At 65.0% G+C, this 20,872-nt stretch carries 25 protein-coding genes; 13 read left to right on the plus strand and 12 right to left on the minus strand.

What is annotated here, in order from left to right:
• Nucleotides 1–83: 83 nt before the first annotated feature.
• Complete coding sequence (locus ROSMUC_RS10710; RefSeq protein ID WP_037272798.1) at nucleotides 84–1,058, plus strand: zinc transporter ZntB; 975 nt, start codon at nucleotides 84–86, stop codon at nucleotides 1,056–1,058.
• Here ROSMUC_RS10710 and ROSMUC_RS10715 read toward each other — a convergent pair.
• Entirely contained in the window at nucleotides 1,055–1,684 is a 630-nt protein-coding gene (locus ROSMUC_RS10715) for an HD domain-containing protein (protein ID WP_037272806.1), read from the minus strand. The genes ROSMUC_RS10710 and ROSMUC_RS10715 overlap by 4 nt on opposite strands.
• Nucleotides 1,685–1,726: 42 nt before the next feature.
• Entirely contained in the window at nucleotides 1,727–2,161 is a 435-nt protein-coding gene (locus ROSMUC_RS10720) for an Lrp/AsnC family transcriptional regulator (protein WP_037273018.1), read from the minus strand.
• Between the two features lie 115 nt (nucleotides 2,162–2,276).
• Here ROSMUC_RS10720 and ROSMUC_RS10725 point away from each other — a divergent pair, with 115 nt between their 5' ends.
• Both ROSMUC_RS10725 and ROSMUC_RS10730 read left to right on the plus strand, forming a co-directional pair.
• Nucleotides 2,277–3,407: a type III PLP-dependent enzyme gene (locus ROSMUC_RS10725; protein ID WP_037272809.1), complete on the plus strand. Its 1,131-nt coding sequence runs from the start codon at nucleotides 2,277–2,279 to the stop codon at nucleotides 3,405–3,407.
• 119 nt (nucleotides 3,408–3,526) lie between these two features.
• Nucleotides 3,527–4,615 (plus strand): DUF2235 domain-containing protein, encoded by a 1,089-nt coding sequence (locus ROSMUC_RS10730; protein ID WP_037272812.1) that lies wholly within the window; start codon nucleotides 3,527–3,529, stop codon nucleotides 4,613–4,615.
• 13 nt (nucleotides 4,616–4,628) lie between these two features.
• Here ROSMUC_RS10730 and ROSMUC_RS10735 read toward each other — a convergent pair whose 3' ends face one another.
• From ROSMUC_RS10735 to ROSMUC_RS10745, 3 genes are all read right to left on the minus strand, one after another.
• The gene (locus ROSMUC_RS10735; protein ID WP_037272815.1) at nucleotides 4,629–6,527 is read right to left on the minus strand and encodes a cation:proton antiporter domain-containing protein; all 1,899 of its coding nucleotides are present in this window, start codon (nucleotides 6,525–6,527) and stop codon (nucleotides 4,629–4,631) included.
• A gap of 33 nt (nucleotides 6,528–6,560) precedes the next feature.
• Nucleotides 6,561–8,897: a hypothetical protein gene (locus ROSMUC_RS10740; RefSeq protein ID WP_037272818.1), complete on the minus strand. Its 2,337-nt coding sequence runs from the start codon at nucleotides 8,895–8,897 to the stop codon at nucleotides 6,561–6,563.
• Between the two features lie 116 nt (nucleotides 8,898–9,013).
• Nucleotides 9,014–10,294 carry an O-acetylhomoserine aminocarboxypropyltransferase/cysteine synthase family protein gene (locus tag ROSMUC_RS10745; protein ID WP_037272820.1) on the minus strand — a complete coding sequence of 427 codons (1,281 nt, stop codon included), beginning with the start codon at nucleotides 10,292–10,294 and terminating at the stop codon, nucleotides 9,014–9,016.
• A gap of 83 nt (nucleotides 10,295–10,377) precedes the next feature.
• Between ROSMUC_RS10745 and ROSMUC_RS10750 the strand changes: the two genes are divergently transcribed.
• Entirely contained in the window at nucleotides 10,378–10,791 is a 414-nt protein-coding gene (locus ROSMUC_RS10750) for a VOC family protein (RefSeq protein ID WP_037272822.1), read from the plus strand.
• Between the two features lie 3 nt (nucleotides 10,792–10,794).
• On the opposite strand, the gene ROSMUC_RS10755 is transcribed toward ROSMUC_RS10750, so the two are convergent.
• Both ROSMUC_RS10755 and ROSMUC_RS10760 read right to left on the minus strand, forming a co-directional pair.
• Nucleotides 10,795–11,442 (minus strand): SDR family oxidoreductase, encoded by a 648-nt coding sequence (locus ROSMUC_RS10755; RefSeq protein ID WP_037272825.1) that lies wholly within the window; start codon nucleotides 11,440–11,442, stop codon nucleotides 10,795–10,797.
• A gap of 15 nt (nucleotides 11,443–11,457) precedes the next feature.
• Nucleotides 11,458–11,871 (minus strand): DUF1178 family protein, encoded by a 414-nt coding sequence (locus ROSMUC_RS10760; protein ID WP_037273019.1) that lies wholly within the window; start codon nucleotides 11,869–11,871, stop codon nucleotides 11,458–11,460.
• A gap of 272 nt (nucleotides 11,872–12,143) precedes the next feature.
• On the opposite strand from ROSMUC_RS10760, the gene hemP reads away from it, so the two are divergent.
• Genes hemP through bfr form a run of 4 tightly spaced genes read left to right on the plus strand, consistent with a single transcriptional unit; the run spans nucleotide 12,144 to nucleotide 13,516 of the window.
• Nucleotides 12,144–12,308 carry a hemin uptake protein HemP gene (gene hemP / locus ROSMUC_RS10765; RefSeq protein WP_075571727.1) on the plus strand — a complete coding sequence of 55 codons (165 nt, stop codon included), beginning with the start codon at nucleotides 12,144–12,146 and terminating at the stop codon, nucleotides 12,306–12,308.
• Nucleotides 12,305–12,769 carry a hypothetical protein gene (locus ROSMUC_RS10770; protein WP_037272828.1) on the plus strand — a complete coding sequence of 155 codons (465 nt, stop codon included), beginning with the start codon at nucleotides 12,305–12,307 and terminating at the stop codon, nucleotides 12,767–12,769. Before hemP ends, ROSMUC_RS10770 begins: the two co-directional genes overlap by 4 nt.
• A gap of 20 nt (nucleotides 12,770–12,789) precedes the next feature.
• A complete protein-coding gene (locus ROSMUC_RS10775) occupies nucleotides 12,790–13,083 on the plus strand; it encodes a (2Fe-2S)-binding protein (protein ID WP_075571728.1) in 294 nt (97 codons plus the stop codon).
• Nucleotides 13,031–13,516, plus strand: coding sequence for a bacterioferritin (gene bfr / locus ROSMUC_RS10780; RefSeq protein WP_037272834.1), 486 nt, complete (start codon nucleotides 13,031–13,033; stop codon nucleotides 13,514–13,516). Before ROSMUC_RS10775 ends, bfr begins: the two co-directional genes overlap by 53 nt.
• A 392-nt stretch (nucleotides 13,517–13,908) precedes the next feature.
• Here the strand turns inward: bfr and ROSMUC_RS10785 are convergent, their stop codons facing one another.
• Nucleotides 13,909–14,886, minus strand: coding sequence for an NAD(P)H-binding protein (locus ROSMUC_RS10785; RefSeq protein ID WP_037272836.1), 978 nt, complete (start codon nucleotides 14,884–14,886; stop codon nucleotides 13,909–13,911).
• A gap of 85 nt (nucleotides 14,887–14,971) precedes the next feature.
• Between ROSMUC_RS10785 and cysE the strand changes: the two genes are divergently transcribed.
• The 3 genes from cysE (at nucleotide 14,972) to ROSMUC_RS10800 (ending at nucleotide 16,560) form a co-directional block, all read left to right on the plus strand.
• Nucleotides 14,972–15,805 carry a serine O-acetyltransferase gene (gene cysE, locus ROSMUC_RS10790; RefSeq protein WP_037272837.1) on the plus strand — a complete coding sequence of 278 codons (834 nt, stop codon included), beginning with the start codon at nucleotides 14,972–14,974 and terminating at the stop codon, nucleotides 15,803–15,805.
• 5 nt (nucleotides 15,806–15,810) lie between these two features.
• Nucleotides 15,811–16,164, plus strand: a complete 354-nt coding sequence (locus tag ROSMUC_RS10795) for a DMT family protein (protein ID WP_037272838.1) — start codon at nucleotides 15,811–15,813, stop codon at nucleotides 16,162–16,164.
• A gap of 84 nt (nucleotides 16,165–16,248) precedes the next feature.
• Nucleotides 16,249–16,560, plus strand: coding sequence for an ETC complex I subunit (locus tag ROSMUC_RS10800; protein WP_037272839.1), 312 nt, complete (start codon nucleotides 16,249–16,251; stop codon nucleotides 16,558–16,560).
• 202 nt (nucleotides 16,561–16,762) lie between these two features.
• On the opposite strand, the gene ROSMUC_RS10805 is transcribed toward ROSMUC_RS10800, so the two are convergent.
• From ROSMUC_RS10805 to ccmI, 4 genes are all read right to left on the minus strand, one after another.
• Nucleotides 16,763–17,005, minus strand: coding sequence for a hypothetical protein (locus tag ROSMUC_RS10805; RefSeq protein WP_245875157.1), 243 nt, complete (start codon nucleotides 17,003–17,005; stop codon nucleotides 16,763–16,765).
• 113 nt (nucleotides 17,006–17,118) lie between these two features.
• A complete protein-coding gene (locus tag ROSMUC_RS10810; RefSeq protein ID WP_037272840.1) occupies nucleotides 17,119–17,355 on the minus strand; it encodes a DUF1289 domain-containing protein in 237 nt (78 codons plus the stop codon).
• A complete protein-coding gene (ruvX, locus tag ROSMUC_RS10815; RefSeq protein WP_037272842.1) occupies nucleotides 17,345–17,827 on the minus strand; it encodes a Holliday junction resolvase RuvX in 483 nt (160 codons plus the stop codon). Before ruvX ends, ROSMUC_RS10810 begins: the two co-directional genes overlap by 11 nt.
• On the minus strand, nucleotides 17,824–19,056 hold the full coding sequence (gene ccmI, locus ROSMUC_RS10820; protein WP_037272844.1) for a c-type cytochrome biogenesis protein CcmI: 1,233 nt from the start codon (nucleotides 19,054–19,056) through the stop codon (nucleotides 17,824–17,826). The genes ruvX and ccmI overlap by 4 nt, the downstream gene beginning before the upstream one ends.
• A 214-nt stretch (nucleotides 19,057–19,270) precedes the next feature.
• Here ccmI and ROSMUC_RS10825 point away from each other — a divergent pair, with 214 nt between their 5' ends.
• The gene (locus ROSMUC_RS10825) at nucleotides 19,271–20,515 is read left to right on the plus strand and encodes a sarcosine oxidase subunit beta family protein (protein WP_037272846.1); all 1,245 of its coding nucleotides are present in this window, start codon (nucleotides 19,271–19,273) and stop codon (nucleotides 20,513–20,515) included.
• A gap of 14 nt (nucleotides 20,516–20,529) precedes the next feature.
• Entirely contained in the window at nucleotides 20,530–20,859 is a 330-nt protein-coding gene (locus ROSMUC_RS10830; protein WP_037272848.1) for a sarcosine oxidase subunit delta, read from the plus strand.
• The last annotated feature ends 13 nt before the right edge of the window (nucleotides 20,860–20,872 follow it).

Below are 20,872 nucleotides of genomic sequence, written 5' to 3' on the forward strand. Positions count from 1 at the left end.
GGATTTTCTTGGCCCATCTGCGTGACAAGAGGGGGCGAAGTGACGCAGACTGCCCGCAACGGATTGGCAGGGAGAACAGGCAGATGGAGGGGGTCCGGCAATGGCGGATGCGCCGGGATGGCAACGCCAGCAAGATTGATCTCAGCGGCACGGCCCCTGCGGGCTGGTCTGCGCCTGAGACGCTGACTTGGGTGCATGTCAACTGCGCCCAACCCGGCGCGCGTGACTGGCTCGAGGCAACGACGCTGGAGCCATTGGTGCTGCGTGCCCTGCTGGCCCCTGAAACCCGGCCACGCGCGACCGTGCATGGGTCCGGCGTGCTTATCAATCTGCGCGGTGTCAATCTCAACCCCGGGGACGAGGTCGAAGATATGGTGTCCCTGCGCATGTGGGTGACCGAAGGCGTGGTGGTCAGCGTGCAACTGCGCCGTCTGATGGCGGTAAGCGATGTCATGGAGGGGATCGCGAACAATCTGGCGCCGGACGGGGCGGCGGAACTGGTGGCGCGCCTGGCGCTGCGTCTTGCGGACCGGGCAGAGCCTGTGGTCGCCGGGTTGAACGAAAGACTGGATGTGCTCGAGGATCAGGTGATCGACAATCTGGGCGTGCTGGACCGGCGCGAACTGGCTGACGTGCGGCGCATTGCCATCATGTTGCGCCGGCACATGGCACCGCAACGCGATGCGCTCAGCACCTTCGAGATCGAGGACATGCCGTGGATTCGCAGCCATGATCGCAGCCGCTTGCGCGAGGCCACAGAACGGGTGACGCGGCTGGCCGAGGAACTCGACGCACTCCGGGACCGCGCGCAGGTGGTGCATGATCAGATCATGGACGCCCGCGCCGAAACGATGAATCGTCAGATGCTGCTCTTGTCCGTGGTGGCGGCAATTTTCCTGCCGCTGGGGCTGATCACCGGGCTGTTGGGGATCAACGTGGGCGGCATTCCCGGCGCGGATGACGCGCGCGCCTTCTGGGCGGTCTGCGTCGGGCTGGTGGTGTTGGGGCTGGGCTTGATGGCACTGTTCTGGCGCATCGGGCTCTTGGGGCGGCGTTAGCCCCGGTTCTGTCGTGCCTCCGCCACGGCGGCATCGACGAGCGGTGCGCGCGCGCCCGCCCGGATCACCGCCGGATCATAGGGCTTGCGCGCAAACACCTCTTCGACCAGCGGGGCAAAGAATTCCAGCGACAGGTCGTCATAATCGGGATCAAAGCTGGCCTGATCCCAGCGTTCGCAGAACTCGGCGCAATCGTCGAAATAGACATGGCCCCGGTGACGCTCGCGCTTGTGCTGGTCAAACCCCTCAAGGTGGTGGCCGTAATACAGCATCTGGAAATCGCCATGCGTGGACACACACCAGGTGCATTGCTCGCGCAAGAAGGGCTTGAGGATCGTCGCGGCGTATTCGTCGTGATTGTAGGGCGCATAGATGTCGCCGATGTCATGCAAGAGCGCCGCAACCACCCAATCGACATCCGCACCGTCGCGCCAGGCCCGCGTGGCCGACTGAACAGAGTGCCCCAGCCGGGTGATCTGATAGCCGGACAGGCTCTGATCCAGGTCGACCAGCGCGCTCAGCAGCCGTTTGGCGGTGTGTCGGGTGTGGTCAATCTCATGCGCGGTGAGGAATTCGTAGTCCTCCTTGGTGCCATCCTTCATCTGCCTGAAACTGACCGTGTCCATGTCCGCGACTCCGCCGGTGTGATTGCGGTCAGCCTGCTGTACTCAGTCACCCCGGTCAAGTTTGGTCGAAAGGTGAATAAGGCTTTCCGAGCCTTTGACCCCTTTAGCCTCGCCGATCCGGTCCAGTGTTTCATCCAGCGCCTCTGTGGTGTTGGCCTCGATCATCACGATCAGATCGAACCGCCCCGAGGTGGTATGCACCCGCCGCACCTGTGGCAGCGACTTCAGCCGCGCCAGCACCGCCGGGCCCGACCGCGGCTCTATGCTGACAAGGGCGGTGGCGCGCAGGGCAGGGCGGACGCTCTGGCTCAGGCGCACGCTGTAACCTGCGATGACACCTGTGTTTTCCAGCCGCTCCAGCCGCGCTTGCACCGTGGTGCGCGCCAGACCCAACCGGCGCGCCAATGTGGCCACCGGCAGGCGGGCGTTTTCCTGCAAGAGCGCGATCAGCGCACGATCTGTTTCGTCGGTTTGCATCATGGCTCCGGCATTATGACGAAAGTTTCCTGCAATCTATACGAAACGCCACCCTGAATCGACGAGAATTCACGGCACACTCAAAGAAAACACGCAGCAGATTGAGGTATGCCCGATGAAAAACGCCGCCCCCTGGTCCGATCCGCGCGCGCATCTGATGCGCCAGACCCCCGATGCGGCGCTGCTCTATTTCTCGCCTGACCGGCTTCAGGCCACGGCGCGCGCCTTTCAGGCCGGGTTTCCCGGCCTTGTGACCTATGCGGTCAAGGCCAATCCGGGGGCCGAGGTGCTGGCCAATCTGGTGGCGGCGGGCATCACCGCCTTTGACGTGGCCAGCCCCGAGGAAATGCGCGCCGTGCGCGCCGTCTGCCCACGCGCCGTGCTGCATTACAACAACCCCGTGCGCTCCCTCCCCGAGATCGAGGTCGCGGCGCAGATGGGCGTGGCCTCCTATTCCATCGACTGCCTGCGCGAGTTGGACAAACTGACGGGGCGTATCGCCTCTGATGCCGAAATCACCGTGCGTCTGGCCCTGCCGGTGCGGGGGGCGGCCTATGATTTCGGGGCCAAGTTCGGGGTCGGTCCGGACCGGGCCGAGGAACTGCTGCGCGCCGTGGCACAACGGGGCTTTACCCCTTCGATGACCTTTCATCCCGGCACCCAATGCGCCGACCCCGCCGCGTGGGGGGCCTATATCGGCGTCGTGGCGGATGTGGCGCGCAGGGCGGGCGTGCGTCTGGCGCGGATCAACGTGGGGGGTGGTTTTGCCGCGCATCGCACCGGCAATGCCCCGGACCTGACCGCGATTTTCACCCATATCGGGGCCGAGGTCGCCCGCGTCTTTGGCGCGGATGCCCCGGCGCTTGTGTGCGAGCCGGGCCGCGCCATGGTGGCCGAGGCGTTCAGCCTCGCGGTGCGGGTCAAGGCGCTGCGCGACAGCGGCGCGATTTTTCTCAATGACGGGGTTTACGGCGGCCTCACCGAAATCCGCGACATCGGCGCGCCGGACCGCATCACCGTTCTGGCCCCCGATGGCACGCCGCGCCACGGCGCGCCATCCCCGCGCGTGGTCTTTGGCCCCACCTGCGACAGCATCGACCGGCTGCCCGATCCCTTGCCCTTGCCCGAGGATCTGGCCGAGGGCGATTACCTGCTGATTTCCGGCATGGGGGCCTATACCCGCTGCCTCAGCACCGATTTCAACGGCTATGGCCTGCGCGAGGTTGTGACCGTGGCGCAACTGTAACACCGCGCTCACGGCGAATTTCATGGAATCGCAACGGATTTCTGCGCAAGCTGGGGCCATGATCCGTCGGCGCGCGGATCCATTCAGGCGCGCCGCCGAAGGGCAAAGGCAGGTGCGTCATGTCGTGGCGGAGTTGGACCAAGAGCGTATTCGACTGGCTTCGACCGGGCCAGAATGAGGCGCATCCGGCCTTTGGTCACCGGCGCGGCCCGGTCAATCACGTTCTGATCCTCGATGGCACGATGTCGAGCCTCACACCGGGGTATGAGACAAACGCGGGCCTTACCTACAAATTGCTGCGCGAGGTGTCGGGGGCCAATCTATCGCTCTATTACGAGGCGGGGATTCAATGGCGCGACTGGCGCGCGACCGGCGATATCATCCTGGGGCGCGGCATCAACCGGCAGATCCGCCGCGCCTATGGCTATCTCGCCAATCGCTACCGCCCCGGTGACCGGATATTCCTCCTGGGCTATTCGCGCGGCGCCTATGCGGTGCGCTCATTGGCCGGGGTGATCGACCGCATCGGCCTCTTGCGCGCCGAAGAGGCGACCGAACGCAACGTGCATCAGGCCTTTCGCCATTATCGCTGCACGCCCTCTGGTCGCGCCGCGCAGGCCTTTGCCCGCGCCAATTGTCATGAGAATACGCATGTCGAGATGATCGGCGTCTGGGATACGGTCAAGGCGCTGGGCCTGCGCATCCCGATCCTCTGGCGCTTTCGCGCGGATGCCCATGGCTTTCACAATCACCACCTCGGGCGCACCACCCGGCATGGCTATCATGCGCTGGCCCTCGACGAGACCCGTAATGCCTATACGCCTGTCCTCTGGGAATGCCCGCCCGACTTCGACGGCCATGTCGAACAGGTCTGGTTCCGGGGCTGTCATTCGGACGTGGGCGGGCAGCTTTGCGGCATCCACGCCGCGCGTCCGCTCGCCAATATCCCGCTGGTCTGGATGCTCGAACGGATGGAAGGCTGCGCGCTGCCCTTGCCCGCAGGCTGGCGCGCGCGCTTTCCGCAGGATGTCAACGCGCCCTCGGTGGGCACATGGGCCGGCTGGGGCAAGATCCTGCTGCTGCGCAGCCGCCGCGTGGTCGGACGCGACCGCTCCGAACGCCTGCATGAGAGTGTGGGGGGATTGGCCCCACGGCGCTGGGGCGGCCCGCGCCTCACCGGCATGGTCAAGGAACAGGGGGGCACCTGACCGCCAGCGCCGCTCACTCCTTGGGCGTGCCGGTCTCTTCCAGTTGCGACAAGAGCATGGTCTGCAATTCCGCCTCCAACTCCCGCGCGCGGGTGATATAAGCGTCATTCTCGACCGTCGGGCGCGCGGGATCCCAGAGCGCTGCCAATTCCCGCACCGATTGCCGGTCATGGTGGTAAAAGGTCTTTTCCAGCTCTGCCGCCTCGAACTCGCTCAGCCCCATGTTTTCCAGCACATAGCGCCCCGCGCGCAGGGAACTGTCGAACATCTCGCGCACGATGTCATTGGCCCCCGCCTGATACAGGCGGAACACATGCGTGCGGTCATAGGCGCGCGCGATGATATGCAGGTCCGGGCACTCGCGCCGCGCAAAGCTGACCAGCCGCACCGTCGCCTCGGGGTCATCGAGGGCTGCCACCAGCACCCGCGCCCGTGCCAGCCCCGCCGCATGCAAGAGGTCGGGCCGGGTCGGATCGCCAAAGAATCCCCGCACGCCAAACCGCCGCATCCGCTCGATGGCCATGAGGTCGTGATCCAGCACCACGGTCTCGAACCCGCTCGAACGCACCAAGCGGTTGACCACCTGCCCAAACCGCCCGATGCCCGCAATGATCACCGGACCAGTCTGATCTATGGTATCGGCTTCTGGGGTCTCGCCCCCGTCGCGCAGATTGCACGACAGCACGTCGTAGAGAATGAACAGCAGCGGCGTGATCAGCATCGTCAGCGCGATCACCAACAGGATCACCTCGCTCAGCCCGGCGGGCAGCACATGCTGCTGCACCGAAAACGCCACGAGCACAAAGCCGAATTCCCCCGCCTGCGCCAGCGACAGGGTAAAGAGCCACAAATCGCGCCCGCGCAGCGCAAACACCCGCCCCAGCACATAAAGAATCGCGCCCTTGGTCACGATCACCGCCAGCGCCAATCCCACGATCAGCACCGGCGCAGCAAACAGCACGGTGAAATTGATCCCCGCCCCCACGGTGATGAAGAACAGCCCCAGAAGCAGCCCCTTGAAAGGGGCAAGATCGCTTTCCAGCTCGTGCCGGAATTCGCTGTTGGCCAGAACCACCCCGGCCAGAAACGCACCCAAGGCGGGCGAGAGCCCCACCAGCGTCATCAGGAACGAAATGCCCACCACGATCAGCAGGGCAATTGCCGTGTACATTTCGCGCAGCCGTGCGGCGTGGATGAACCGAAACACCGGCCGGGTCAGGTAAACCCCCGCCAGCACAATCGACGCCACCGCCGCAATCGTGACCAGCGTCGCCCCCCAGCCGGGCAAGGAGGCGATGAAACTCTGCGCTGCCTCATGCGGTCCGCTGGCCCCATGCCCCGCATCGGGCGTGCCGCGAGACAAAAGCTCGCCCATGATCATCTCGGGTGTCTTGGGCATTGCCAAGAGCGGCAGGAACGCCAGCATCGGGATTACCGCAATATCCTGCGTCAGCAGCACGGAAAAGGCCGACCGCCCGCCGCCCGTCTGCATCAGCCCCTTTTCCGAGAGGGTCTGCAACACGATCGCGGTCGAGGATAGCGCAAAGACCAACCCCACCGCCAAGGCCACGCTCCACCCCAGCCCCAGAACGTAAATCCCCGCCATCATCACGGCCAGCGTCGTGGCGCTGATCTGCAACCCACCCAAGCCCAACAGCCGGTGCCGCATATCCCAGAGCGCGCGCGGCTCCAGCTCCAGCCCGATGAGAAACAGCATCATCACCACGCCGAATTCGGCAACATGCTGCAATTCGGCAGTCTCATGCCCGCCCACCAGCCCCAGAACCGGGCCGATCAAAATACCCGCCGCCAGATACCCAAGAACCGACCCAAACCCCAGCCGCGCCGCAATCGGCACAGCGATCACAGTGGCGGCAAGGTAAACCGTGGCCTGAAACAGGAACCCGTCCATCAGCGGGGCATGGATTGGGGCAGGGGCATCGCGCTACCCTTTGGGCATGCGCAGCACCACATCGCGCCCGCGTTTGTTATACCGCAACTCCGCGTCGCCAATCGCCGAGACCTGCCCCCCATCCAGCCGGTCGCCCACCTGCACCTTCTGATAGCGGCCATTCGACAGCCGCACCAGCGCGCGGCGGCTCTGCGGGCTGCCATAGACGCCGATCAGGTTGACGTTGCGCAGGTTGATGGCGTTGGTCTCGGTGGCCGACCGCGCGACCGAGGCGGTGGTGGGAATATTGGGCGCCGTGCGTGCTGCGGCAGCGGTCTGTATTTCGGGCTCTTCATCCTCGCCCGGCGTCGCCCGATCCGGCTGTGGCGCGCGCGCGGCCTGCTCCAGATCCTGTGGCCGCAGCTTGGGCTTGATCGAGGTGCCGACCGCCTGCGGCAGGCCCTCGGCCACGGCCCCGCGATTGGCCTCGATCAATGCCGCCGCCAACGAGGCAGAGCTGATGTCGGCAGGCTGCACTTCGGGGGCAGGGGGCGGCGCGGCTGCGGCGGCTGCCGCCTCGATCACCGCTTGAGGGCGCACGCGCGGGCGCAACGCCGCCAACTCGGATCGAGTGAGCCCCGAGAGCGCCCCGCGCTCTTGCTGCTCGATCAGGTTCTCAGGCCTGCTGCGCGGTCGGATACCGCCCAGCCGCGCATCCTCGGCGGTGGCTTCGGCTGTCGGGGCCGCTTCTGGCGCGTCCGGGGGATTCAACCGGGTGTCTGGCGGGCGAACCGGCGGCGGGCCAGACCGCACCAACACCCCATCCGGCGTCAGCGCGCCCTCCGGTGTGGCCTGCACCAAGCCGCGCGCATCGCGGGTGAACTGTGTCCCCGGCGGTGCGGGGGCTGCGGGGGTCTCTGGGCGGCGGTCGAGGGCTCTGTCAGGCTCCGGGGGCAGCGCCACGGCGTCCTGAAAATTCAACGCCTCGTCGATCGAGGTCAGGTAAAACTCATCAAGATCGGTGGTGTCGGCTTGTGTGGGCGGTTCTGGCGCGACAGGCCAGATGCCGGTGGCCGCATAGCGCGCCTTCAATTGGTCCGGCGTCAACGCTTCGGGTTGTGGCGGCGTTTCGGCCACGGCTTCCGGCGTTGGCGCGGCAGGCTCTGCCCCGGACGGCGTGACGTCCGGCACGACCTCAACCTCTGGCTCAATCGGTGGCGTCAACGCAATCTCAGGCGCGCGTTCGCCCGAACCGTCCGACGTATCGCCTCCGCCAAAGATCGTCGACCACGCCGCCACGCCCACCAGGAACAGCAGCAAAAGCGCCGTCAGGATCAGCCCGAGAAACCGGGGCTTGCCTCGGCTCGCCGGTTGGCCGCGCGCGCCAAACACCGTCAGGCGGGTGGCCTCATCGGCAGGCTCGGCCGCCACCCTCTCGGACGGCGCGGCCTTGTCCCGGCGCGCGAGCAGCCCGGCCAGGCCAGACCCCTTCGCCGCTTCGGGTGCAAGACTGGCTGCGGCCAGATCGGTCAACGCCGGATCGGCCCCGCCGGTCAAAAGCGGCGCAGCGCCCGGTCGCGGCAACTCTGGGGCAGGGGCAGTATCGGGTAGCGGTGTGATCCGCGCGGCACCTTCCAGCTTGGGTGCGCCCGCAATCGGCGCCCCCCGCTCGGCCCGGACACTGGAAAAAGACAGCGCCGGCAGCTCCGGTTCGGCCTTGACCACAGGCACCGTGGGTTTTTCCGGGGTCGGGGAGGCGGCCGGGGCAGGCTCTGACGCCTTGGGCATCACCACCGCAGCCCCTGCATCAGAGGCAGCAGGCGCCGCGCTCTCGACGGGCGGCGCAACATCGGGCAGGCGTGCGCTGCCCAGAATACGCACCGGCTCGGCGTCGCGGTCCACGCCCTGCGCCTGCGCCGCCGCGCCAAAGAACGGCTCGCCTGCAAACCGATCCGATTGCGGCCGTGCCACGAAACTGACGGGATTGAATTTATGCTCCGCCGCAAAGGCCTCGGCCTCGTCCAGGGTCTCGCTTGCCACGGCAGCGATATAGAGACGGCCCTCGTCCACGCTCCAGTCATAGACCAGATCGTCGATATGATAGGGCGTGGCCCCTTCCAGCGCCTCGGCGGCCGCCTGGTCATAATCTCCGTCCGGCGCGCTCGACGCGGGCAGGTCCATGTATTTGATCTGCGCGTCGGGGATGATCAGCTTGGTCGCCAATCCCGAGGGATCAAGCCGCGCCGCCTTGGCCCGGAGCGCCGCCAGTTCGCCCGCCAGATCCGCTGCATCAAGCGGTACATCGCCCACAAGATGCCAGCCCGCGCTGCCCGTGCGGTGCAAAAGGGCGATGCCTTCGAAAGAAAGGGACAGGGCGAAATTCGGTTTCATGGGGAACGCTTTAACACTCGTCCGGCATTGACGGGAGTCCTTGTTCTGTGTCCCACCATCCTACAGCAGCTTCGCGCCGAGGCCAACCATCCGGTCGCGCCCCGGCGCCCTGCCGATTATGCGCTCGCCTTGGCCAGCGCCTGCTCGAGGTCTGCGATGATGTCCTTGGCATCCTCGATCCCGATGGAAATCCGCACCACATTGGGCGCGGCCCCGGCGGCGGTCTGTTGCTCGGGCGTCAGTTGCCGATGGGTGGTCGAGGCAGAGTGGATGATGAGCGACCTTGTATCGCCCAGATTGGCCACATGGCTGAAGAGGTTGAGACTATCCACCAGCTTCATGCAGGCGTCATAGCCCCCCTTGAGCGCGACGGTAAAGAGTCCCCCCGCGCCCTTGGGGCAAATCCGCGCCACCCGGTCATGCCAGGGCGAGGATTTCAGCCCCGCATAGGTCACGGCCTCAACCGCCGGATGCGCTTCAAGCCAGCTCGCCACCTTTTCCGCGTTCTCGACATGCCGCGCCATGCGCAGCGATAGTGTCTCGATCCCCATCAGCGTGTAATGCGCCGCCTGCGGATTGAGCGTCATGCCCAGATCGCGCAGCCCGATGGCAATGCCGTGAAAGGTGAAGGCCAAGGGGCCAAAGGTCTCGTGGAACTTCAGCCCGTGATAGGCGGGCTCAGGGGCCGAGAGCGAGGGGAACTTGTCGGAGGCCGACCAGTCAAAGCGCCCCGAATCGACCACCACACCGCCCGTCACCGTGCCATTGCCGGTCAGGAACTTGGTCATCGAATGCACCACCAAGGTCGCGCCATGCTCGATCGGGCGGCACAGATAGGGCGTGGCCGAGGTGTTATCGACAATGAGCGGCAGACCCGCCTTGTCGGCCACCGCCGCCACCGCGTCGAGATCGGTGATATAGCCGCCCGGATTGGCGATGGATTCGCAGAAAACCGCGCGGGTGTTGTCGTCAATGGCGGCGGCAATGGCGTCCAGATCGTCGAAATCGACGAACTTGGCCGACCAGCCAAAGCGCTTGATCGTCTGGCTGAATTGCGTGATCGACCCGCCATAGAGCCGCGTCGAGACCACCACATTCAGCCCCGGACCCATCAGCGGAAAGAGCGCCATGATCTGCGCCGCATGGCCCGAGGAACAGCACACCGCGCCCGCACCCCCTTCCAGCGTGGCCACCCGCTCTTGCAGCGCGGCAACGGTCGGATTGGTCAGGCGCGAATAGATATACCCCACCTCTTGCAGGTTGAAGAGCGCGGCTGCGTGATCGGCATCGCGAAACACATACGCCGTGGTCTGGTAAATCGGCACCTGCCGCGCGCCCGTGGCCGGATCAGGCCGCGCGCCCGCGTGAACCTGCAACGTGTCAAACCCATAGTCCATGGCCAATCCTCCCATATCAAAAGCCTTGCAAACCCGGTTACGGCATCGCTAGGTGCCATGCAACGGGCATGAGGAGACAGACTATGGCACATCCCTTTCATCTTGCAATCAATGTGACCGATCTGGATGAGGCGCGGGCGTTTTATGGCGCGCTTTTGGGCGGGATCGAAGGGCGCTCGACCGAGACCTGGGTCGATTTCGACTTCTTCGGCCATCAGCTCAGCCTGCATCTGGGCACGCCTTTCGCGACGCAGGCCACCGGCAAAGTCGGCGATCACATGGTGCCGATGCCGCATTTCGGCGTGGTGCTGCCGCTCGACATCTGGCGCGGAGTGGCCGACCGGCTGACGGCGGCGGCGGTCGATTTCGTCATCCCCCCGTCCGTGCGGTTCGAGGGGCAGCCGGGCGAACAATGGACCATGTTCTTTCGCGACCCCTCGGGCAACCCCGTCGAGGTCAAGGGCTTTGCCGATATGAACGCGGTCTTTGCCGCCTGAGGCTCAATAGGGGTGGTCGCGCCCATCCCAGGTCTGAAAACATCCGGTTGACGCCATATCCAGCGCCGCGAACCGCGCCACGAGGCCGTTCGCGGCCTCCTCCACCGAAATCTCGGCGCTGTCGCCGCCCATCTCGGTGCGCACCCAGCCGGGGTGATAGATGCCCACGGCGATGCCATCGCCCGCCAGATCACTGGCCAGATTGCGCCCGAGGTTGAGCGCCGCCGCCTTGGACGCCCGATAGATATAGCTGCCGCCCGGCGCGCGGGTATGGCTGGCCATCTGGCTGGAAATGATCGCGATTTTCGCGCCCTTGCCCGCCCGCAGATGCGGCAGGAGCGCCTGCACGGTCAGGAATACTCCCGTCACGTTGGTGGCAAAGGTCTCGGCCCACATCTGCGCCGGATAGCCGCCGTCCAGCGACTGGCCCTTGTCGAGATACACACCGGCGTTGCAGATCAGGAGGTCCACCGCCCGGTCGCGCAGCCCAGCGGTCAGCGCCGCACAAGACGCGGGATCGGTCACATCCAGCGCCACCTCATCCCCGGACGGTGTGCGCGCCGTGGCGGTCACGTCATGGCCCGCGTTGCGGTAGTGATCGGCCAGAGCGCGGCCGATGCCACGATTGGCGCCGGTGATCAGGATATGCATGGGAATACCTTTCGGTCAGTTGGATTTGCGGCGCGGGACAAAGGGCAGGGGGGCCACCGGCACGCCATCCTCGATCAGCTTGCGCGCCTCTTCGGGTCTCGCCTCGCCATAAATGGCGCGCTCGGGGGTCAGGCCATCATGCATCTCGCGCGCTTCGCGGGCGAAATCCAGACCGACATATTCCGAGTTTTCCTCGATCTGCCGCTTGAGCAGCGCCAGCGCCTGTTCGGCGGGGTTGGGGGCGGGGGCCGGCATCTCATCGGAGGCGCTGTGCAGGCTGGGGGCCATCAGCGCCTTGTCCACGTCCGAACTGCCGCACACGGCGCATGTCACCATGCCCGCACCGTGCAATTTCTCAAAGGCGGCAGCGGATTGAAACCAACTGTCGAACACATGGTCATCGGCGCATTTGAGGGTGAACTTGATCATTTCCGGGTCCATCGCGTCGCGGTCGATAGTTACGCCGCCCGGCGGGAATTTCAAGCTATGCTTTTGATCTTTCAGCCCAAGCGCCGGCAGGCAAAGCCCCGCGCAGTACAGCTTAATAGCCAACTAAAAAAATCAGAATTGACATACCTGATAAATTAAGTCAGAAAAGAGGAGCCAAGCCAGCCCGGTCCTGCGGTCAGCCCGGCCCAACCTGTAACAGAGGACCGAACCATCATGGCACAGTGTCATTCCACGCCCGCGGGGGTATCCGCATGATCCGCGCCCAGACCAAATCCGACCCCGCTCTGGTGGCCGAAGCCGCCTGTCACGATGCCCGTGCCCTGACCAACGGGGCCAATACCGCGCTCATCGTTCTGGATGGGCAAATCTACACCCTGCGCATCACCCGCGCGGGCAAGCTGATCCTGACCAAATGAAACACGCGCGCGACTGGACCGGACAGATGCCGGTAGATCAGATGAATCAAATGGACGGGCTGAACCGTCTGACCGTGGCGGCCCTGCGCGCGTGGAACGCGGGCGGCGCGCTGCGCGCCCATGCTCTTCTCTGTGATCGCATGGCCGAACCGATGGCGCTTGCCGCCTTTGAGGCGCTGCAGGATCTGACCGAGGTGCTGGGCCCGCATATCCGCCGCCCCCTGCGCTGCCACGCGCCGCAGTGCTCTTGCGTTGGGCTCGATGAGGCTGCCTTTGCCCGCTTCGTCGAAGAGGCGGCGCTGGGCGAGCGCGAGGATGCGCTCCTTCTGGCCAGCCTTCTGGTGCAGGCCCGCGCCATCCTGCCGCTCACCGATGCGGCGGCGCGCCTTGGCCTCTGCCTGCACCGCGCCGCGCGCGCCGCGCCCCGCATTCCCGACCCCGCCAGCGCAACCCGGCACTAGCCGCAAAAGGGACCTCCCCGATGATGATCTGTCACTGCATGGCCATTTCCGATGCCGACATCCGCCGCGCGATGGACTGGATGCGCGCGGCTGATCCCGAGACGCTGATCACCCCCGGCAAGGTCTATCGCGCGCTGGGCAAGCGCGCCGATTGCGGCGGATGTTTGCCGCTGTTCATTGAAACCATGCGTCAGGCGCATAGCTATAGCATACCCATGCACCTGCGCGGCCTCCGTCGCGCATCCACACAGGGAGAACCACATGAAGGGCGACACCAAGGTCATCGACTATCTCAATCAGGCTCTGCGGAGTGAACTGACGGCGGTCAGCCAGTACTGGCTTCACTACCGGCTGCAAGAGGATTGGGGCTATGGCCGCATCGCCGCCAAATCCCGCGCCGAAAGCATCGAAGAGATGCAGCACGCCGACAAGCTGATCGAACGGATCATCTTTCTGGGCGGGCATCCCAACCTGCAAAAACTCGATTCGCTGCGTATCGGGCAAAACCTGCGCGAAACGCTCGACTCCGATCTCGCCGCCGAACACGACGCCCGCACGCTCTATATCGAGGCGCGCGCCCATTGCGAGAGCGTGGCGGATTTCGTCAGCAAGAACCTCTTTGAAGAGCTGATCGCCGATGAAGAGGGGCATATCGACTATCTCGAAACTCAGATCGAACTTTACGATCAACTCGGTGCCGAGCGCTATGGCCTGCTCAACGCAAGCCCTGCGGATGAGGGCGCGTAGAGACAGGATGCTCCGGGGTATGCGGGGGATCAGGTTGCGCCAAGATTGGCCCCAATCCCCCGCGCGAATAGCACCGAAGGTGCCGCGCGGATCGCTGGGCCGTCTGGCGGCCTAGCGATTTTGAGAGGGCGCGCATCGCCGATGGGTCATACGGATTTGGCTGGCATAAAGTGGCAGTCACTGACGTTGCTTCGCTAGTCCCCGGCCCAACGACCGCGCGGCGGATCGCATGGCTCACAACCTTCTTTCTACGAAATATAACACCGCCCTAAAGCAGGTGGCGTCTGATCGGGTTCACATCGCCCCGGCCCCCGAGCCGGGGCCTCCACGCTGCCTCGGCGCGGTCCCGGGACAAGCCCGGGACGGGTGCGATTTCGACAGAGCGCAGCGCCCTAAAACACCGCATGCGCCCCTAGGTCCACCCGCGCCTTCCCCGTGATTACCTCTTCATAGTAATCAAATAGCCGGTCCTGCCCGGTTTCGGGCGTGGCCTCGGCATCATAGGCCCCCGCCGCCGCATCCCAGACCAGCATCGACTCGGTCGCGTAATAGCGCCCGATCCGTGCCAGCTCCGCCTTGGCCCGCAATCCCGGCAGAATGCGCCCGCCCAAGGACAGCCCACCGATGATCGCATCCATCATTCCCACCGGTACCTGCCGCAGGCTCACCGGCTTCCCCAACCGCTTGAACAGCCACTCCGCCTGATCGCGCGGCGTGATCGCAGGGCCGGGCCCGCCAATCGGCAAGACCCAGTTCCAGCGGTCCGGCGCCTCCAGACACCCCGCCAGATAGGCCCCCAGATCCCGGTCACTGATCGGCTTGCATGCCGTTAGCCGCCCATCCCCGAACACCAGAAAGGGCTTGCCTGCCTGCACCCGCGCAATCTGCCCTGACAGGGATTTGAAATAGGCCGTGGGCCGGACGATCGAATAGCGCAGGCCAGAGGCGATCAATCGCGCCTCAAAGGCCAGCTTGGCCGCCTGAAACGCCAGCATCGGTTTTTGCACGCATATCGCGGACAAAAGCACCATATGCCCCACCCCCGCCGCCTGCGCCGCCTCCAGCGCCAAGAGATGCGCGTCGTGATCCACAGCCCAGGCATCGGCGGGCAAGCCGCTGCGCGACGCCATGCAAGACAGCAGCGCGTCGAACCGCTCGCCCCGTAGCGCCTCTGGCGCAAACTGCGCCATCTCCCCCCGCCGCAGTGTGACCCCCTCGGGCAATCCCGCCGCCTCCGCCTCCGGTCGCAGGTAACACACCACCTCATGCCCCCGCGCGCAGAGGGCGGCCACCGTCGCCCGGCCGATCGTTCCCGTGGCCCCCAAGACCAGAACCCGGACACCTCCGGCCAAAGGCTGCGTCTCATTCATTTTGGTGATATCTCCCCTCACTCCTTTGCATTTTACCCGCACTGCCTATCTGCTATACTTCCCACGACCCAGAGGAGCATAGCCCATGGCACATACAAGACGAAAGCTGGCCGAACTCGATCCGGTCTGGGCGCAGATCGCCCAAGAGGCCAAGGCCGCCATCGCCGACGAGCCGCTCTTGGGCGGGCTCGTCCATTCCAGCGTGCTGCACCACGAAACCTTCGAATCGGCGCTCGCCTATCGCATCTCGCTCAAACTCACGTCCAATGAGATGCCCGAACAGATCCTGCGCGAAATCTGCGACAAGGCGCTCGCCTCCGATCCCGAAATCGGTCTGGCCGCCCGCGCAGATATCGTTGCCGTCAACGACCGTGATCCGGCCTGCGACCGGTTCCTCCTGCCGCTCCTCTTCTTCAAGGGGTTTCAGGCGATTCAGGCCTATCGCATCGCCCATTGGCTCTGGACCACGGGCCGCCGTGATCTCGCGCGCTTCTTCCAGATGCGCGCCTCCGAAGTGTTCGGCGTCGATATCCACCCCGCCGCCCGCATCGGCAAGGGCATCATGATCGACCACGCCCATTCCATAGTGATCGGCGAGACGGCGGTGGTCGGCGACAATGTGTCGATGCTGCATTCCGTCACTTTGGGTGGCACCGGCAAGGAAGAAGAGGACCGCCACCCCAAGATCGGCAATGGCGTGCTGATCGGGGCCGGGGCCAAGGTGCTGGGCAATATCCGTGTCGGCAATTGCTCCCGCATTGCCGCTGGCTCTGTCGTGCTGCAAGAGGTGCCGCCCTGCAAGACCGTGGCTGGCGTGCCCGCTAGAATCGTGGGCGAGGCAGGTTGCGATCAACCCTCGGTCAAGATGGATCAGCTCCTGGGCGTGCGCGGCACTGACGACGACAGCTTGGACGACTGACCATCATGCACGGCCTCTGGCTGTGGCTCGCTCCGGTCGTGCTTCTGAGCCTGTCCAATATCTTCATGACCTTTGCGTGGTATGGGCACCTCAGGTTTCCCCATGCCGCGCTCTGGTTGGTGATTCTGGTCAGTTGGGGCATCGCCCTTGTTGAATACATGCTCGCGGTGCCCGCCAACCGGCTTGGGCACCGCGTCTATTCCGCCGCCGAACTCAAAACCATGCAAGAGGTGATAACGCTGGTGGTCTTTGCAGGCTTTTCCGTGCTTTGGCTCAAGGAGCCGCTAACCTGGAACCACGCGCTCGGCTTTTCCCTGATCGCGGCGGGCGCCTTCGTCATCTTCCGCGCCCCGCTCTGACCGGGTCACATGCGCCCATTCGCCTCTTGCCGCGCTGCGCCCGATTTGGGATAAGCAGACGACCAAGACATCACGGAGAGCCTTATGCCCGCGCGCATCTACAAACCGGCCCGCAACGCCATGCAATCCGGCACCGCCAAGACCCGGCATTGGGTTCTGGAATTCGTGTCTGAAACCGCGCGCGAGGTGGATCCGCTGATGGGCTGGACCTCCAACGCCGACACGCAGGCACAAGTGCGCCTGCGGTTCGAGACCAAGGAGGCCGCGCTGCAATATGCCAAGGACAACGGCATCGACGCCGTCGTGCAGGAAGCGCACTCTCGCAAGCCCAACATTCGCCCCGGCGGCTATGGCGACAACTTCGCCACCAACCGTCGCCAGGTCTGGACGCACTAAACACGTTTCGTCTGTTCAGGTTCACACCGCCCCGGCTCCAGAGCCGGGGCCGTTACGCTGACCCGTCGAGGTCCCGGATCAAGTCCGGGACGGGTGTGGTTTCGATAGGGCGTAACGTGCTTTAAGCAACCAGCCTCGGCCAGAACGCGAAACGCCCCGGAGAAGCTCCGGGGCGTTTTCGTTTTTGACTGTGAGGCTGATCTCAGGCGGTGCCGAACAGGTCCGACCGCGCAGCCAGGTCAGCGACCAGCGTGTCGCGCTTGAGGCCCATCTTGGCCAACCGCGCATCGCTTGCCATCGACAGCGTTTCAACCTCATGGGCAAAACGGTTGGCCGCAACGACCGACTTGAAGAAACCGTCGATCAGGCGCAGGGGCGCAAGTGCGAAGTTTACCAAGGCCCCGAACCCCGGTGCCGGAACATTGCTGTGGGACGAATAGGCCATGACTGTGCTCTCCTGAGAATGCCGCATCTGCAACATAAATATGTTGCGACGCAGCATTTTTCCATACCACAGTATGCAAACCCGCTCTGCGCGGGTGACATGGCTGGCGCGGCTTAGCTCTGCCCCACCCGCGCCGCCCGTCCGCCCCGGCGCTTGCGCAGCAGGGATGCGCGGTCCGGCAGCGCCTCCATGATCGTCCGCCGCTCATCGGGGGCCATCTTGGTCCAGCGGGTGATCTCGTCAATCGAGCGCAAACAGCCGGTGCAGATCCGCGCCTGCGGATGCACCACACAGATTTTCACACAAGGGCTCTCGACCTCGTCGCGCGCCCATGGGCTTTCATCTGTCATGCTCTGCCCTCATATGCCCCATCCGGTCCAGCACCCCTTGCAGGATATAGGCCGCGGCGATGTTGTCGATCACCTGCATGCGACGCTTTCGGGTCGCATCCGCCTCAAGCAGCGCCCTTTCTGCCGCCACCGTCGACAGCCGCTCGTCCCAATACCCAATGGGCAACTCGGTCAGTCGCGCCAGATTGCGGGCAAAGGCACGGGTGGATTGCGCGCGCGGCCCCTCGCTCCCATCCATATTGCGCGGCAGGCCAAGGATGATCCCGCCCACCTCGCGCCCCGCCGCAATCGCCATCAGACGGGCGGCATCCTCGGTGAATTTCACCCGCTTCACGGTCTCATGCGGGCTCGCCACAGACCAGAGCCGGTCCGACAGCGCCACACCAATCGTCTTGGTTCCCAGATCAAGCCCCATGATGGCCCGGCCATGGGGCAGGGCACCGGCAAAGGCTGCGATGTCCTCAAAGATCATTCCGCGACGCCCGCACGTGCCGCCGCCGCCCGCACCACCTCCAGCCGCTCCGGCTCTGCGGCAAAGACCACCTGCGCTTCGACCCAGATCTCTTGCGCCTCGTCCTTTTCGCCCAGTACGCCATAGGCATTGATCAGCCGCGCCCAATCCTGCTCGGTGCCGCCTTGCGTGGCCAGCCGCTCGGCCAGCCCTGCCACCATGCCCCGGATCATCTCTTGCTGCGCTTCCGGGTCCATATCCTCTGCCGCCGCTATATCCGCCGCCGACGGCCCGCGCGCACCCGCTTCGGGCGGCAGGGTATAGCGCACCCCGGCGCGCGCCGCCAAATCCTCGATCTGCGCCCGGATGGTGGGCACCCAGGGCGCCTCCGGCGTGCTCTCATTGAGCAGCGCCTCCCACAGCCGAAATGCGGCATCGGGCCGGTCCACCTGCATCATGTAAAGCCCGAGGTAGAACCGTGACGACGGCTCGCGCGCATCGCGCTCCAGCGCTGCGCGCAACGCCGCCTCTGCCTCGGACGATACGTAACCGCCGCTCGCGTTGATCATCAGATCCGCCAACAGGGCATGATCCGCCGCCGTGGTCTCCGCACCCTTGACCGCGATCAACTGCTGTTGCGCCTTGCGCGCGGCCGCCAGATTGCCAAGTGCTGCCTCGCTGCGCACCAGAAACCGCAAGCCTTGCTGATCCTCGGGCCGCTCGGCCACCGTCTTGCGCAATTGCTCGATCAGCTTGAGATACTCCTCGCTCGTGCCCTCGGGCACGCCGGTCTCGCCGGGGCCGAACCGATCTTCCGCTGCCGCCTGATCCAGCCGCGCCGCCCGCGCCGCCTCTGACGCCGCAATCCGCGCTGCCATCGGCAAATCCTGATAGCCCGGCGCGCCGACGCGGTCATAGATCAGTACCCCACCGCCCGCGATCACCGCGACAATCACCCCGGCCATCACCAGACCCGCGCCGCGCGGCTGCCCGCCGCTCTCGCCGCCCTGACGCAATTGCGCATCCGCCGCCAGCACCTTGCGCGAGATCTCGGCACGCAGCCGCTCGGCATCCTCGGGCGCGATGACGCCGCGCGCGGTGTCGCGGTCGATTTCCTTCAACTGGTCGCGGTAAACCTGCAAGTCATAGGCGGCAGGCGGCGCGTCGCCCACCCGTCCGCGCATCAGCACAAGCGCCAGAACAGCCCCCACGCCGATCGCCAAAGCCGCAACGATGATCCAGAAACCCATGTCTTTTCCTTCTGTGTTGACCCCATGTAACCGCCCGCGCGCCCGGAAAAAAGGGCCAAGCGGTCACATCCCCGCGTCCCGCCCGCGCCCCGATGTCGCAATGTCGCTATTGATACCGTTTCCGCCGCCCGGAGTATCCTTTCCCCCGCGCGTCTGACGCATTACGGTCCCAGTCGCAGACCACAGCGAATCCAGCCAACTCCAGAGAGCGCGCATGAAACACTATTCCGCCTTTGCCGTCGCCCGAGAGGCGCTCCGCTACCACATGGGATGGGAGCGGGCATGGGCCTCGCCCGAGCCGAAGAAGAAATACGATGTCATCATCGTGGGCGCGGGCGGTCATGGCCTCGCCACCGCCTATTACCTTGGCAAGAATTTCGGCATCACAAATGTCGCGGTGCTGGAAAAGGGCTGGTTGGGCGGCGGCAACACGGGCCGCAACACCACCATCATCCGCTCGAACTACCTGCAGGACCCCTCCGCCGCGATCTATGAAAAATCGCGCAGCCTCTATGAGACCCTCTCGCAGGACTTCAATTACAACATCATGTTCAGCCCCCGTGGCCTGATCATGCTGGCCCAGACCGAACACGAAGTGCGCGGCTATCAGCGCACGGCGCACGCCAACGCCCTTCAGGGCGTCTCGACCGAGTTCATCTCGCCCGCCCGCGTCAAGGAAATCGTGCCGATCATCAATCTCGACGGCCCGCGTTACCCCGTTTTGGGCGGTCTCTATCAGGCGCGCGGCGGCACGGCACGCCACGATGCGGTGGCATGGGGCTATGCCCGCGCCTGTTCCGCCATGGGCATGCACATCCTGCAAAAATGCGAAGTCACCGGGATTTCCCGCGAGAATGGCCGCGTCACCGGCGTCACCACCAATCGCGGCGACATCGGCTGCGACAAACTCGGCATCGTCGTCGCGGGTCACTCCGGCCATCTCGCCGATATGGCCGGCTTCCGCCTGCCCATCGAATCCGTGGCGCTTCAGGCGCTGGTGTCGGAACCGATCAAACCCTGCATGGATTGCGTCGTCATGGCCAACACCGTGCACGGCTATATGTCGCAATCCGACAAGGGGGAGATGGTCATCGGCGGCGGCACCGACGGCTATAACAACTACACGCAGCGCGGCTCGTTCCACCATATCGAGGAAACGGTCAGGGCGCTGATCGAGACCTTCCCGATGGTCGCCCGGCTCAAGATGCTGCGCCAATGGGGCGGCATCGTGGACGTGACCGGCGACCGCTCGCCAATCCTGTCGAAAACCCCCGTCGATGGCATCTTCATCAACTGCGGCTGGGGCACCGGCGGGTTCAAGGCCATTCCCGGCTCCGGCTGGGGCTTTGCCGAACTCATGGCCAAGGGCCACTCGCCGCTCTGCGACGAATTCGGCCTCGACCGCTTCTACCAGGGCCGGTTCATTGACGAATCCGTCGCCGCTGGCGTTGCCCACTAAGGAGGACTTGACCCATGCTGATCCTCACCTGCCCCTGCTGCGGCGTTACGGGCGAAGAGACCGAATTTCACCAAGGCGGCGAGGCGCATCTCAAGCGCTTCGGCCCCGGCTCGACGGATGATGATTTCCACACCTATATGTTCGCCAAGGAAAACCCCAAGGGCGCGCATTTCGAACGCTGGCGGCATAACAACGGCTGCGGCAAGTGGTTCATCATGGCCCGCGATACCGTAACGCTCGAGGTCTATGGCAGCTATCCCGCCCAGACCCACGAGCCGCCGCAGCATATCCGCGATGCGATCACCGCCAAACGCCCCGGCTGGACATGGCGCGAATTCGCATGAGCCGTCACCGTTC

Source organism: Roseovarius mucosus DSM 17069 (genome assembly GCF_000768555.3).
Lineage (GTDB): Bacteria > Pseudomonadota > Alphaproteobacteria > Rhodobacterales > Rhodobacteraceae > Roseovarius > Roseovarius mucosus.

Coding starts and splice junctions, on each gene's coding strand:
- ROSMUC_RS10710 (WP_037272798.1), top strand. CDS start 84: ATGGAGGGGGTCCGGCAATGGCGGATGCGCCGGGATGGCAACGCCAGC.
- ROSMUC_RS10715 (WP_037272806.1), bottom strand. CDS start 1,684: ATGGACACGGTCAGTTTCAGGCAGATGAAGGATGGCACCAAGGAGGAC.
- ROSMUC_RS10720 (WP_037273018.1), bottom strand. CDS start 2,161: ATGCAAACCGACGAAACAGATCGTGCGCTGATCGCGCTCTTGCAGGAA.
- ROSMUC_RS10725 (WP_037272809.1), top strand. CDS start 2,277: ATGAAAAACGCCGCCCCCTGGTCCGATCCGCGCGCGCATCTGATGCGC.
- ROSMUC_RS10730 (WP_037272812.1), top strand. CDS start 3,527: ATGTCGTGGCGGAGTTGGACCAAGAGCGTATTCGACTGGCTTCGACCG.
- ROSMUC_RS10735 (WP_037272815.1), bottom strand. CDS start 6,527: ATGGACGGGTTCCTGTTTCAGGCCACGGTTTACCTTGCCGCCACTGTG.
- ROSMUC_RS10740 (WP_037272818.1), bottom strand. CDS start 8,897: ATGAAACCGAATTTCGCCCTGTCCCTTTCTTTCGAAGGCATCGCCCTT.
- ROSMUC_RS10745 (WP_037272820.1), bottom strand. CDS start 10,294: ATGGACTATGGGTTTGACACGTTGCAGGTTCACGCGGGCGCGCGGCCT.
- ROSMUC_RS10750 (WP_037272822.1), top strand. CDS start 10,378: ATGGCACATCCCTTTCATCTTGCAATCAATGTGACCGATCTGGATGAG.
- ROSMUC_RS10755 (WP_037272825.1), bottom strand. CDS start 11,442: ATGCATATCCTGATCACCGGCGCCAATCGTGGCATCGGCCGCGCTCTG.
- ROSMUC_RS10760 (WP_037273019.1), bottom strand. CDS start 11,871: ATGATCAAGTTCACCCTCAAATGCGCCGATGACCATGTGTTCGACAGT.
- hemP (WP_075571727.1), top strand. CDS start 12,144: ATGATCCGCGCCCAGACCAAATCCGACCCCGCTCTGGTGGCCGAAGCC.
- ROSMUC_RS10770 (WP_037272828.1), top strand. CDS start 12,305: ATGAAACACGCGCGCGACTGGACCGGACAGATGCCGGTAGATCAGATG.
- ROSMUC_RS10775 (WP_075571728.1), top strand. CDS start 12,790: ATGATGATCTGTCACTGCATGGCCATTTCCGATGCCGACATCCGCCGC.
- bfr (WP_037272834.1), top strand. CDS start 13,031: ATGAAGGGCGACACCAAGGTCATCGACTATCTCAATCAGGCTCTGCGG.
- ROSMUC_RS10785 (WP_037272836.1), bottom strand. CDS start 14,886: ATGAATGAGACGCAGCCTTTGGCCGGAGGTGTCCGGGTTCTGGTCTTG.
- cysE (WP_037272837.1), top strand. CDS start 14,972: ATGGCACATACAAGACGAAAGCTGGCCGAACTCGATCCGGTCTGGGCG.
- ROSMUC_RS10795 (WP_037272838.1), top strand. CDS start 15,811: ATGCACGGCCTCTGGCTGTGGCTCGCTCCGGTCGTGCTTCTGAGCCTG.
- ROSMUC_RS10800 (WP_037272839.1), top strand. CDS start 16,249: ATGCCCGCGCGCATCTACAAACCGGCCCGCAACGCCATGCAATCCGGC.
- ROSMUC_RS10805 (WP_245875157.1), bottom strand. CDS start 17,005: ATGGCCTATTCGTCCCACAGCAATGTTCCGGCACCGGGGTTCGGGGCC.
- ROSMUC_RS10810 (WP_037272840.1), bottom strand. CDS start 17,355: ATGACAGATGAAAGCCCATGGGCGCGCGACGAGGTCGAGAGCCCTTGT.
- ruvX (WP_037272842.1), bottom strand. CDS start 17,827: ATGATCTTTGAGGACATCGCAGCCTTTGCCGGTGCCCTGCCCCATGGC.
- ccmI (WP_037272844.1), bottom strand. CDS start 19,056: ATGGGTTTCTGGATCATCGTTGCGGCTTTGGCGATCGGCGTGGGGGCT.
- ROSMUC_RS10825 (WP_037272846.1), top strand. CDS start 19,271: ATGAAACACTATTCCGCCTTTGCCGTCGCCCGAGAGGCGCTCCGCTAC.
- ROSMUC_RS10830 (WP_037272848.1), top strand. CDS start 20,530: ATGCTGATCCTCACCTGCCCCTGCTGCGGCGTTACGGGCGAAGAGACC.